Origin of the sequence: Neisseria sp. HMSC078H04, from assembly GCF_001838135.1 — a bacterium.
GTDB lineage: Bacteria > Pseudomonadota > Gammaproteobacteria > Burkholderiales > Neisseriaceae > Neisseria.
The window spans coordinates 114,287-126,499 of the sequence record NZ_KV835849.1 but is presented as its reverse complement, the minus strand read 5'-3'; the positions used below and the strand labels follow the sequence as shown (position 1 = coordinate 126,499).

The window sequence follows — 12,213 nt, the reverse complement described above, 5'->3', positions numbered from 1 at the left end:
AATATAGAGCAACATCAACGGCTTACCGTTTTAATTGTCGTCATACCCGTCATGGCCTTCGCCTATCATGTGCAACACGACGATTCGGGCCAGCAGTTCAAGCCAAATCCCCAGCACCACCAACACAGCCAATCCACCAACAAACCAAATCATTTTTTCTCCTCCTTCTTCTCGGCAGGCCGTTTAAAACGCGCCTGATATTCCTCGATTTCACGCTCTCGGCTTTTTTGCGCCATTCGCGCCGTCGCACGCCTGCGGTGTTGTCCCCAAGCCTGCCAATCCGTATTACGTCGTCCGAAACTCATTTCACACATCCTTTCATAATCGCCTTATCGCCATATTTCGCGCGGATTTCCTTTACCGCCCGTGCCAAAGCCTCTTTTTTCGCCGTAGGGCTCAATGGCTTATCGCTCATAAACAATCCCTTTCATTTTTTCCTCCGTACTCATCGACTCGTATTGCTCGCCCAAAGCTTGAGCCTCCAAATCCGCCATCCGCTCGCGGCGTGACATTTCCAACTTTGCCGCCGACACCACCGGCTTAGAGCAGCTGTGCAGCATCGTTCCCACCAAAACCGCCCAAAACAACAACCAAAAAGCCAAACCGATCCACTTGGTTTTTCGTTCGCAAAACAAATTAGACATTTTCCTATTTCCTTATAAATCAATTACTTAATATTTTCTCAAGGCAAAAAAATTATTGCGTACCCAATCCGCCTTAACCTGCGCCGCCCATTCCTTGGCTTCCTCTTTGCTCTCGAAGCGTTTCCGCAGTCGGCGGATTTGCAACCATGCGAAGCCTTCTTTCCGCTTGCCGCGTACATCAGCCCGCCAAATCTTCCGCCGTTTATGGGTTTCATAATCGTGCCAAGTGTCCTCATAGACTCCGGCGTGTACCGCATATTCGTGTCTCATTTCAGACGGCCTTTCTTATCGGATAATCAGGGAGCTGTATTTCTTAACGATACCGGCCTGCATCTTGATACCGTTCTTGTTCGCCGTGCGTACCGCGCCGCGCATCAATTTGCTCATCCGGCGCGTATTGCCGTTACTATGTTTAACCAGTTCCAAGAGCGTTTCTTCGTCCGCATCAGGCAAAGCCGCTTTCGCAATCTCAAAGAGTTCGTCATCCGGCAAAGATTCGCCCAAATTCAGCGCAACAGACACGCGGCTGTAAAGCTGTACCAGCTCGCCATGCTTACCGCGCAAATTCGCAACCAGTCGGGGCATACCGCTCAACACCAAGCCGCAGCCAGTCTCATCGTGCAGACGGCGTACAATTTCAAGGGCGCGTAACGGCAGGTTTTCCGCTTCATCGACCACAATCAGACGGCCCGAATCGCGCAGGCGGTCAGATACAGACTCAAACAAATCATTCAGGCTGCCCATCGCCGATACCTTCGCCGCCGTCGCCAACTTGCGCATCAGGACCAAAGCCGTAAAGCTCGGATTAGCCTCAATCAAGATAGCCGCAGGGTTTTTCTCGCAGTAGTTTTTGACTGCCTGCGTCTTGCCCAAGCCGGCCTGACCGTAGATCACCACCGTTTCGCCGCCTTCGTGCGCATCGCGCATCACTTCTGCAATACGGCGTGTCGTCTTAGTCGATACAAAACCCAACACCAGCTCTTCACGTCGCGCCTTACTGTCCTGCATCTCCAAAAACGCCTCGATTTTCGGCTCGATGGTTTCATAATTGCCGCCTTTTTCCGCATAAGTGCCGTTCAGATACATACTGATTGATGCCGGTGAAGTACCGATACCGCGTGCCAGTTGAGTTTGGTTCATGCCTGATTTGGCTTTAAATTCAGCCAGTTTTTGTTGCAATGTATGATTGATTTGTTTCATTTTTTTAGTCCTTTTAAAAGAGGTTTAAAACCGTTCTAACTTCTATCCGCCTCAAATAGCACAAAATCGTCCGTGCCCGTTTTCGGCAATACCGCATACTTCGCCTCGATGACGTTTCCGCCCAAATGTCCCAGCTCGTCCCAAACCGCAGCCTGTTCCAAAGCCGGATTGACTTCCGCGTTTGCAAGCTTGATTGCATTTTCCGCCCGCTTGATTTTGCCTTTTCGGCGTTTTTCCGCCAGTTGGTCGATACGAGCCGTCGGGAAAGCCTCGCGGGTATTGCCGTTGGCCTGCGCCTTAGTGATAAACTTGCCGTCCATATCAAACACATTGACCGCCGACGCATCGCTCAAATCGTAGCTGACCCGTACCTCGTCTTTGTGATACTCCGCCAGCTCGGTTGAGAAATAAGAGTTGTTGAACAAATCCAGCCAACCGCGCTGTACCTTTCGCACCTCTTGCGGCATAAACATCGTTGCTAGCTCTTCCGCCGACAACATATCCGGCGCGATACCGTCCTGTTCCAGCCTCATTTCCCGATAAGCCTTCGGCGTATAATGCCCGCCGTCAGGATGTCGGGGCAGCTCGCCGTGCGGGCGGTTGTTGTATTCGTCGATACACTTGACCACATCCGCGATAAAACGCGACCAGCTCGGCAGTTTTTTCAAATATTTCTGTTGTTCCTCCGTCAAATCCTTGCCTTTTTCCAAAGCATTAAAAGCACTTTCCATCTTGCGGTACATCAGGTTCTTCGTGCTGCTGTCCATCCCCGCGCCCGCAAACGTCTCATACTGCCGCGCCATCTCAATCAGATTGTCTTTCCACCATCGCTCAATGATGCCGCGCCCTTGCGGGTTGCCCGCGATACCCGTTTCATGCCGGATACCCAGTCGGGACGTAATACCCGTGATTTCATGGTCTATCGTCTTGCCTGTCTGGCCGCCGCCGTTATCCGAGTAATAGATAATCGGCAAACCAAAATGCTTGACCCCGATACGCAGAGCGTCCGATACCGCCACACAACTTTCAGCAAGAGATACTGAAAAACCGACCACAAACCGCGTACAACCATCAATAATCACCGTCACTTCTGGCTTAAACGGCCTGCCGTGTACCGGATGCGCCACCTTCGCCTTAAAGCTGTGGCCGTCGCCGATCCAAACATCGTTAGGCTTCAAAGCCCCCCAATCACGTTTCACATAAGGCAGCAGCGATTTATAAGCCGCCCCCGTTTTCCTGCCGCGCTCCTGCATAATCAACGGGAGCTTGTCCCAAACGCGCCGCACCATACTCAAGTTAGGCACATCATTGACCGGCATATTTTCCGCTTCCGCCCACTGCACAAACCGGCGGTAGCTGTGTGCCAGTTTCGGAGCCGAAGGGATGTTGTGAAACTGCATAAACATCGGCAACCATCCGTAACTTTCAATCGGCTTGACCGCCTTTGTCGTCTTCGGAGCCAAAGCAACCAACCGCTCCGTCGCGTTTTCCGCTTTCAAATAAGCAGATATCCAGCCGTCTAAAGTACGTTCGCCAACCTTTGCCGACCGGCTGCGGTCATTAGCCTTTTCCAAATTCCCAAGCGTAACCGCGTCCAATTTGCCTTCTGCCAGCAAGCCCAAAAACTGAGCCACCGCAGCCTTGGCAGAGCAACCGTATTGATATTTGATACCCAACACCGCCGCCACCACCGCACATCGCGCATCCGCCACCGACCGTTGTTTCTCGTTCAACAGCTTTGCCGCTTCAGCCAGTGCCTGAGCCGACATCGCCGTACCCGGTCTGACTTGGGGCAGGGTTTTCGGCATCTTCTCCGCCAGCTCGTCCGACTGCCGTTTCATGATGGCTGCTCGGATTTCGGCAGGGAGGGAAGCGATTAAGTATTTTTTCAGACGGCCTCCACGCGCTTTGCCAACTTCTTCGATGTACGGCCAGTCCTGCGTTTTGGCACGATATCTGATGCTTTCTAGGTTCTTGGGAAGACAGGGCAAACTTAAATTTTTCAGCTCCTCTAAGGATATGGTGTTGCTCATTTACTGCTCCTGATATAAACTTTTGTTTACTCTTTTGAGTAAGTTAAACCTGTTTGGGATAACGGCTAGGCCAAATCTCTTGAGGTGGAATGCCGAGAAAGTCTGAAATAATCCGTTCGCCTTTTGGATATTTAAATTGCAACGCGCTTTTTAATGTATTCGCGCTTAACCCGGATTCGATTGATAGTGCAGTAATTGTTTTCCCGCGTTTACGAACTGCTGCCACAATTTCCGCACGATGCCAATCTTGTTTTTGTCTTTCCGCATCTTCAATTTTTACCATTAATCTTTCTTTTAGGGTTTCCATACGCATTCCTTTTGGGTTTGTTTGCTAAGTCATTTGACTTAGTGAAACGAATAATACTAACCAAAAGGATAGTTGTAAACCCTTTTGGTTAGTCAATTTACAAACAAATGGCGATTATTTTATAAACTTTTGTTTTTTATTAAGATTATTTCTAACCAAAAGGGAAGGTTTTTTGGTTAGTCTTTTTGTTAGAGAGAAACACATGACTTTTAAAAGCAGACTTCAGCTTTTATGGCCGGATTCGACATTGGAGGATATAGCCTCCAAGATAGATATGTCCTACATGGGACTGAATAAGGTATTTGCTAAAGATGGTTTGCCAAAGGCTGAAACACTTATAAAAATTCAAGAAGTTACCGGCTGTGATTTAAACTGGTTACTGACCGGCAAAGGTTTGCCGTTTGCTGACAAATCAAGACCGGAGAACGTTGGAGCATTCCCGGTATCCAATACCGGCTCAGGCGCGGTGGATACCTTGGGCAATCCGGTTGATCTGCGTGAGTTTGTCTTTATCCCGCGATACAGCGTAGAAGCGGCAGCAGGGCATGGACAAGCAGTGAATGATGAAAAACCATTATTCTGCATGGCTTTCCGGAGATACTGGATAGAAAACTACGTTACCCGGCAGACAGACAAGCTCTCCGTAATCGCCGTCAAAGGCGACAGCATGGAAGGCATCCTGAACCACGGCGACAACATCCTAATCAACCACGCCGAAACCGAGCCGCGCGACGGCCTGTACGTCCTACGCATAGGAAACGACCTGTTCGTCAAAAACATCCAACGCCTGCCCGGCCGGCTCTTGGTTAAATCCGCCAATCCACTTTACGAGCCTTTTGAAATCGACCTCACAGCCGACAACACCGATACAGCCATCATCGGCCGGGTAGAATGGTTTGGCCGTACCGTAAACTGATTTTAAAACCCTCTTAAAATAGTTTTAAAAAATTCCCAATCCCGTCAGCTTTCAACAAAAAACCGTGCATTCCGGCACGGTTTTGTGAAAAAGCTGGCGTAACTTTTCCGGATACAAAAAAACGCCGAAATCCACGTCTTTCGAAGATTTCAGCGTTTTTTTACTCTATTTGTTCCTTGTGCAAAAACTAACAGTCCCCCACATTTTATCATCAATGCAAAACGACGCACTATCTCTGTTATGATAATGCCTCGCTAATATTATTCCGTTCCAACCATGTCTTCCGCCCTTCCTTTTGACGCGCTCACACTTTCCATCGACGGCACCAACCTCATCGAAGCTTCTGCAGGTACGGGTAAAACCTACGGCATTGCCGCGCTCTTTACCCGACTGATTGTTTTAGAAAAAAAAGACATCGAGAAAATTCTGGTCGTTACCTTTACCAAGGCGGCGACGGCAGAACTGAAAACCCGTTTGCGCGCGCGTTTGGACGAAGTGTTGCAGGTTTTGAACGAAATCCAAACCTTGGGCGGCAAGCCAGAACATATTTCAGACGGCCTGAACATATATTACGAAAAAGAGAAAAAATCTCCCGATGACTTTCTCAATCGCTTGATTCCTTTGGCTTTAGGCGAGCAAGACGGACAAGAAAGCTGCCATCGCCTGATTCTCCGCCTAAAAGCCGCCCTGAGCCAGTTTGACAACGCATCGATTTACACCATCCACGGCTTCTGTCAGCGCGTCTTGCGCGATTACGCGTTTTTGTGCGGCGCGCCTTTGGATGTCGAGCTGTCGGACGACTCGCGCGAGAGGCTGCTGATTCCTGCGCAAGACTTTTGGCGGCAAAAAGTGGCAACCGATGCCACATTGGCACAATTGGTTTTTGACCGAAAATGCACGCCCGAAGAAATGCTTGCCGAAATCAAAAGCTATACCGGCCGCCCCTATCTGAAATTCAGACGGCCTGAAGGCGATTTAAAAGAAGCCCAAACCAAGCTTCAAGAAACATGGGAAAAAATTTGCAACCAGTTGGAAGACTTGGAAAAAGCGTTTTGGGCAATCTTCCCCAAACTTAATGGCCAAACCTACAAAAGAAAAACCTTTGAAAATGTTTTTACCGATTTAAAAACAAACGCCGAATCCAGCCGTCTGCCCCGCCTGAGCAAACAAACGCTAGGGAAATTAAGCCTCTTCAGTATCGATACACTCAACAGCAAACTAAAAAAAGAATATAAAGCCGATGCCGATGCGCCGGAAATTATTCAGCTGCAAGCCTTGGCTAATCTCGGTCGTGATTTGCAGGCAATGGAAAGCGCGGAAGAAGCAGTCTTCATCTGCCTGCAACTCGACCTCCTTTCCTACATCAACCAATCCATTGCCGAACAAAAAAAATCACGCCGTGAGCGCGTGTTTGATGATTTGCTGCTGGATGTCCATCAGGCATTGACCACCAATGAACACGGCAACGCGTTGGCAAAAGCGGCGGCGGCAAACTGGGAAATCGCGCTGATTGACGAATTCCAAGATACCGACCCGCTGCAATACGAAATTTTCCGCCAAATTTTTATCGAACAAGGCTGCCCGCTGTTTCTCGTTGGCGACCCCAAGCAGGCGATTTACAGCTTTCGCGGTGCGGACATTTACGCCTATCTGCAAGCCGCGCAAGATGCGGACAGGCATTACACCCTCGCTGTCAACTACCGCAGCCATGCCAAGCTGATTAACGGCATCAGCGCCTTGTTCAAACAAAAAAAACACCCCTTCGTCTTGGAAAACATCGATTACAGCGATGTCTCCGCCAGCCGCGCCGAAAGCCGGCTGTCGCCACACTGCCCCGCCATCCAAGTGCGCTGGCTCAATACGGACGACCAAACCGGCAAAGAAATTTTTCGAGGCCGTGCCGCCGAATATTGCGCCGATGAAATTGCCTTTGCGCTCAATGAAGCAGCCGAAGGCCGTCTGAATTTTAAAGGCCGCGCGTTGGAATCCGGTGATATTGCCGTCTTGGTGCGCACCAACAACGAAGCGGCGATGATTGCCGGTAAACTGAAACAGCGCCGTATCCAAAGCGTGTTGCTGTCGCGCCAGTCCGTTTTCGATTCCGCCGAGGCCGACTCGCTGTCTGCGCTGATCGGCTTTTGGCTCAACCCAAGGCAAACCGACTGGCTGCGCTTTGTCTTGACCGGCGTTTTGTTCGGCTATACCGCCAAAGAGATTTACGAACTCAACCACAACGAACACCAGCTGCTGAAATGGCTGGAGTCATCTGCCCAAGCCATGGAAAAATGGCGGAAAGGCGGCATTTTTGCTGCCGTGCAGCAGTTTGCCGCCCTACATGACATCGAAACACGCCTGCTCAAAGGCGGCAACGAACGCAGCCTGACCAACTACTACCAAATTCTGGAGCTTTTGGCCGAAGAAGACAGCCAAAGCCGCAACCCTGCCGCCCTGCATAAATGGCTGAGCGAACAAATCAGCCGTGCGCGCAGCGGCCATTTCCCATCAGACGCGCAAACCATCCGTCTTGAAAGCGACGAAAAACTGGTCAAAATCGTTACCATGCACGCGTCGAAAGGTTTGCAATATCCTTTGGTGTACTGCCCCTTCGCGTGGGATACCAAAGACAATTCCAAAGAAAACTGGAAAATCCTGCATACTGAAAGCCACGAAACCGAGCTACTGGCAAAATCGCAAACCTCGGAAGCAGAACTAAGCCACCTTGCCGATGAAAAGACGGCAGAAGATTTACGTCTGCTTTATGTCGCCCTTACCCGCGCCGAAGAACAGCTCAACATCTACGCCGCCGCCAATAAAAACTGTACGCCAAATAATCCTTTTGCCTATCTGCTCGAAGGTTTACCGGATGCCGGCCGCGAAAGCGTCAGCCAAAGCTATAAAAGCGCGACAGACGTTGTGGAAATGCTCAAAACCAACTGGCAACGCTTTATCACAAACACGCCTGAAAATACGGAGTTTGCCTTCACGGAAGAAGTCCCGCCGGAAACCATCTACCAATACAGCCGCCAGCAAGACCAAGCCTTGAGCGCACATAGCATCAAACGTCGCAATTTTGACTTTATCCGCCACACCAGCTTTACCGGTTTGAGCCGGCACACCAAGTCAACTGACGAACAACACGAGCCTTTGCAACCTACCATCGACCCGGCAGAAAGCGCAGACCGTACCATGCCGTCTGAAAACCTGCCGCCCCCACTTTCAGACGGCCTCGATATCCACCATTTCCCCCGCGGCACCAATGCCGGCGTATGTTTGCATGAAATGCTGGAAAAACTCGACTTCGCCGCCTCTGCCGAGAGCCAATCCGAAATGATTGCCGAAGTTCTGCAACGCCACAGCTTTGAAGACAAATGGCTGCCGACGGTAAGCGCCATGCTCGATACCTGCCGCCTAACGCCTTTAATCGGCGAGAGCCTGTCGCAGATTCCGCCAACCCGACGCCTACCCGAAATGGGGTTCACCCTGTACATGGATGATTTCAAACTGGACGACTTGCGCCGTTGGTTTGCCTCAAGCGAAGCAAACCTTCCACCCGAATGTGTCCAAGCCGCGCAACTGCTTGATTTCCATGATTTGCAAGGCTATTTAAACGGCTTTATCGATATGGTTTGTCAAGATTCAGACGGCAATGTCGTTTTAATCGACTACAAATCCAACCATTTGGGCAACGATGCAAGCGCGTACACGCAACAGGCGATGAACGAAGCCGTGGCGCATCATCACTACTACCTGCAAGCCCTGATCTACGCCGTTGCCATCGCGCGCTACTATGCCCTGCGCGGCAAGCCCTTGCCTAAAATCGCCATCCGCTACCTCTTCCTGCGCGGCATGGACGGCTCGGATCAAGGTATTTGGAAATGGGACATCGATACCGCCCTGCTTTCCACTTTCGTTGAACGAAAAACAAATTCTTGATAAATCATTTTGTTAAACCGTCAAAAAGGCCGTCTGAAATGTTTTCAGACGGCCTTTGATTATTTGTGCAAACCGCATTCCTTACTGTCTTTGCTTTCCCACCACCATCGCCCGGCGCGGATATTCTCACCCAACTTGACCGGACGCGTGCAGGGTTCGCACCCAATACTGGGATAGCCCTGATGATAAAGCGCATTGAGCGGAACTTGGTGCTCGTGCGCATATGCCCAAATATCCTGCTCTTCCCAATCGAAAATAGGATTGAATTTGGCGATGTTGCGGCCCGTATCCAGCTCCTCAAAATTCAATTCGCTGCGCGTTTCGGACTGGCTGCGGCGTTGTCCGGTCAGCCATGCGGGGGCATTGTGCAAAGCGCGGTTGAGCGGTTCGATTTTGCGGATATGGCAGCAACGGCGACGCAACTCGACGCTGTCGTACATGGCGGTCGTGCCGAATTCCGCTTCAAATTCATCGGCGGTTTGCTGGTTGGGATAAAACACTTCCAATTCAGTTTGATAACGCGCATTGGTTTCGGCAATCAGCGCGGCGGTTTCGGGATTGAGCTTGCCCGTATTGAGCGTGATGATGCGGATGGGCAGTTTCAGACGGCACACGGCATCGGTAATGACCATATCTTCAACCGCAAGGCTGGATGCGAATACGGCTTGCGGATAGCGCGCGGCAATGTCTTGCAAACGGCGCTCCAAAGCAGTAGCCAATTTAGGCAGGCGGCGGCGTTCGGCATCGCTGATTTCGGGGATTTTCCAGAATTGTGGGCGGAATAAAGACATGGCTGGTTGTTCCTAATAATTTTCAGACGGCCTGTTGAAACGGCTGCCGATATGGTTATGGAACAATATTGTCCTGCGCCCTATCTTTAAACGGAAAGAATGCTTTTCTATTTCTTTATAACCAAAGCGTCTGCTGCTGGTTTCTCGGCAGTAAATGGCTCACGCCGATACCGATCAGGCGGAAGGCGTCTTCGCGTTGCGGCGGTATGCGTTGCAGCAAAGTATGCGCCGCCTGAAGCAGCGAGGCGCTGTCGGGAAGGACGGAAGAATACGTCAGCGAACGCGTAATAATGCGGAAATCGTGGGTTTTGAGTTTGAGGGTAACGCCTTTGGCTTCGACGTTTTTACATTCGATTTGCCGCCAAAGGTCTTCGGCAAGGTGCGGTAAATGGCTTGAAGCCTGCGCCAAAGACAAATCTTCGGGCAAGGTAATTTCAGTTGAGATTTGCAGGCGTTCGCGTTCGGCTTTGACCGGCCGCTCGTCGATACCGCGTGCCAAATCGTAAAGGCGGTAGCCGTAGCGGCCGAAATGGTTTAAAAGTTCGCCGCGCTCAAAACGGCGCAAATCGCCAGCGGTCTGCATACCGAGGGCATTCATCTTTTTCAGCGTAACTTTTCCGACACCGGGAATCTTACCCAACGGTAGGCTCTCCAAAAACGCCATGATTTTTTTCGGCGGCAGCACAAACTGCCCGTTTGGTTTGCGCCAGTCAGAAGCGATTTTGGCCAAAAACTTATTAGGTGCAATGCCTGCGGAGGCCGTCAAACCGGTTTCTTCAAAAATTTCGGCACGAATGCGTTTGGCCACCTCGCTAGCGTACGGGATATTTTCAAAATTTCGGGTAACATCCAAATAGGCTTCGTCCAAAGACAAAGGCTCAATCAAATCGGTATAACGCCGAAACACGGCATGAATCTGCGCCGACGCTTGGCGGTACAAATCGAAATGCGGTGGCACAAACACCGCCTGCGGACACAGCCTTTTCGCCGTTGCCACCGACATGGCCGAGTGCAAACCGAATTTGCGCGCCTCATAAGAAGCGGCACAAATGACCGACCGCGTACCGTCCCACGCCACAACGACAGGCAGCCCTTTCAGGTGCGGCTGCTCGTGTAGTTCTACCGAAGCGTAGAATGCGTCCATATCGATATGGATGATTTTGCGTTGGGACATAGGAAAAGGTGGATAAGAAAAAGGCTTATTGTAACAAAAGGCCGCCTGAAGTTTCAGACGGCCTCTATGTTTAAGCCTTATTTTTTACTGGAAAGCTGGTCAAACAATCCGCCGTCGGCAAAGAATTTTTTCATGATTTCTTCCCACGGGCCGAATTTCTCATTCGGATTAAATGTCTCAATCTCAGGGAAATCGGCTTTGTGTTTCGCCAATACTTCCGCATTGCGCGGACGCAGGTAAAGATTGGCGGCCAACTCTTGGGCCGGTTCGCTCCAGAGGTTTTGCAGATAGGCTTCGGCAGCGGCGCGTGTGCCTTTTTTATCGACTACGCTGTCCACGACGGCAACCGGCGCTTCGGAAAGAATAGTGTAGCTCGGATAGACGATTTCAAATTGGTCTTGGGTCAGCTTTTTGCTGACGTAGTTGGCCTCATTTTCAAAGGTAACCAAAACATCACCGATATGGCGTTGGCTGAAGGTCGTCGTTGCCGCGCGGCCGCCGTTTTCAAACACAGGCGTGTTTTTCAGCAATGCAGCCACAAAATCTTTGGTTTTGCCTTCATCGCCGTTATTGACTTTCAAACCATAACCATACGCACCCAAAAAGGCGTAGCGGCCGTTGCCAGTGGTTTTCGGGTTCGCCAAAACGATTTGCACGCCGTCTTTAGACAAATCACCCCAGTCTTGAATGTGTTTCGGATTACCTTTGCGCACCAAGAAAACGACGTTGCTGGTATAAGGCACGGCATTGTCCGGCAGGCGCGTGTTCCAATCGGCTTTGACCAAACCTTTTTTCACCAAAAGCTCGATATCGGAAGTCTGGTTCATGGTCACCACATCGGCAGCCAAACCGTTGGCCACGGCCAAAGCCTGCTTGCTGGAGCCGCCGTGCGACTGTTGGACTTCAACCGTTGCACCGCCGTTTTTCGCAGCATATTCTTTAACAAACAAAGGATTGTATTCTTTATAAAAATCTCGTGCGACATCATAAGAGACGTTCAACAGCTTCACATTACCGCCCTTGCCTGCGGAAGCGGCATTGTCGGCAGATTGTTCGTTTTTGGGAGAGCAGGCACTCAACGCCAGCGCGGCGGTCAATGCGGCAAAAGAAAGGGTACGGATATTCATGGTCGGCTCCTATTAAAAGTATGGCGATACTTTATCGGGATCGGAGGCAAACGGGAAATAATGTTTGCTTTTGGGTTTATCAGTTTTG

Annotated in this window: 12 protein-coding genes; 2 read left to right on the top strand and 10 right to left on the bottom strand. The window is 50.6% G+C overall.

Features of this window, described 5'->3' with window-relative positions; genetic code table 11:
- Positions 1-30: 30 nt before the first annotated feature.
- The 7 genes from HMPREF2560_RS11465 to HMPREF2560_RS06245 all read right to left on the bottom strand — a co-directional run bounded on the left by HMPREF2560_RS11465 (position 31) and on the right by HMPREF2560_RS06245 (position 4,184).
- Complete coding sequence (locus HMPREF2560_RS11465; protein WP_283132705.1) at positions 31-153, bottom strand: hypothetical protein; 123 nt, start codon at positions 151-153, stop codon at positions 31-33.
- Entirely contained in the window at positions 150-305 is a 156-nt protein-coding gene (locus HMPREF2560_RS11270) for a hypothetical protein (protein ID WP_004520477.1), read from the bottom strand. Before HMPREF2560_RS11270 ends, HMPREF2560_RS11465 begins: the two co-directional genes overlap by 4 nt.
- Positions 306-404: 99 nt before the next feature.
- Positions 405-644 carry a hypothetical protein gene (locus HMPREF2560_RS06265; RefSeq protein WP_063076373.1) on the bottom strand — a complete coding sequence of 80 codons (240 nt, stop codon included), beginning with the start codon at positions 642-644 and terminating at the stop codon, positions 405-407.
- A 27-nt stretch (positions 645-671) separates the two neighbouring features.
- On the bottom strand, positions 672-914 hold the full coding sequence (locus HMPREF2560_RS06260) for a toxin PIN (protein WP_004520480.1): 243 nt from the start codon (positions 912-914) through the stop codon (positions 672-674).
- Positions 915-929: 15 nt separating this feature from the next.
- Positions 930-1,844, bottom strand: a complete 915-nt coding sequence (locus HMPREF2560_RS06255) for an AAA family ATPase (RefSeq protein ID WP_070873766.1) — start codon at positions 1,842-1,844, stop codon at positions 930-932.
- A 35-nt stretch (positions 1,845-1,879) separates the two neighbouring features.
- Positions 1,880-3,877 (bottom strand): Mu transposase C-terminal domain-containing protein, encoded by a 1,998-nt coding sequence (locus tag HMPREF2560_RS06250; protein ID WP_070873765.1) that lies wholly within the window; start codon positions 3,875-3,877, stop codon positions 1,880-1,882.
- 43 nt (positions 3,878-3,920) lie between these two features.
- Positions 3,921-4,184 carry a helix-turn-helix domain-containing protein gene (locus HMPREF2560_RS06245; protein WP_079453753.1) on the bottom strand — a complete coding sequence of 88 codons (264 nt, stop codon included), beginning with the start codon at positions 4,182-4,184 and terminating at the stop codon, positions 3,921-3,923.
- 202 nt (positions 4,185-4,386) lie between these two features.
- Here HMPREF2560_RS06245 and HMPREF2560_RS06240 point away from each other — a divergent pair, with 202 nt between their 5' ends.
- Positions 4,387-5,100, top strand: coding sequence for a S24 family peptidase (locus HMPREF2560_RS06240; protein WP_049322698.1), 714 nt, complete (start codon positions 4,387-4,389; stop codon positions 5,098-5,100).
- Positions 5,101-5,376: 276 nt separating this feature from the next.
- Positions 5,377-9,033: an exodeoxyribonuclease V subunit beta gene (gene recB / locus HMPREF2560_RS06235; RefSeq protein ID WP_070608192.1), complete on the top strand. Its 3,657-nt coding sequence runs from the start codon at positions 5,377-5,379 to the stop codon at positions 9,031-9,033.
- Between the two features lie 59 nt (positions 9,034-9,092).
- Here the strand turns inward: recB and HMPREF2560_RS06230 are convergent, their stop codons facing one another.
- The 3 genes from HMPREF2560_RS06230 to HMPREF2560_RS06220 form a co-directional block, all read right to left on the bottom strand.
- A complete protein-coding gene (locus HMPREF2560_RS06230) occupies positions 9,093-9,824 on the bottom strand; it encodes a phosphoadenylyl-sulfate reductase (protein WP_070608191.1) in 732 nt (243 codons plus the stop codon).
- A gap of 115 nt (positions 9,825-9,939) precedes the next feature.
- The gene (gene dinB / locus HMPREF2560_RS06225; protein WP_070608190.1) at positions 9,940-10,998 is read right to left on the bottom strand and encodes a DNA polymerase IV; all 1,059 of its coding nucleotides are present in this window, start codon (positions 10,996-10,998) and stop codon (positions 9,940-9,942) included.
- A gap of 77 nt (positions 10,999-11,075) precedes the next feature.
- Complete coding sequence (locus HMPREF2560_RS06220) at positions 11,076-12,119, bottom strand: sulfate ABC transporter substrate-binding protein (protein WP_210385473.1); 1,044 nt, start codon at positions 12,117-12,119, stop codon at positions 11,076-11,078.
- Positions 12,120-12,213: the final 94 nt, after the last annotated feature.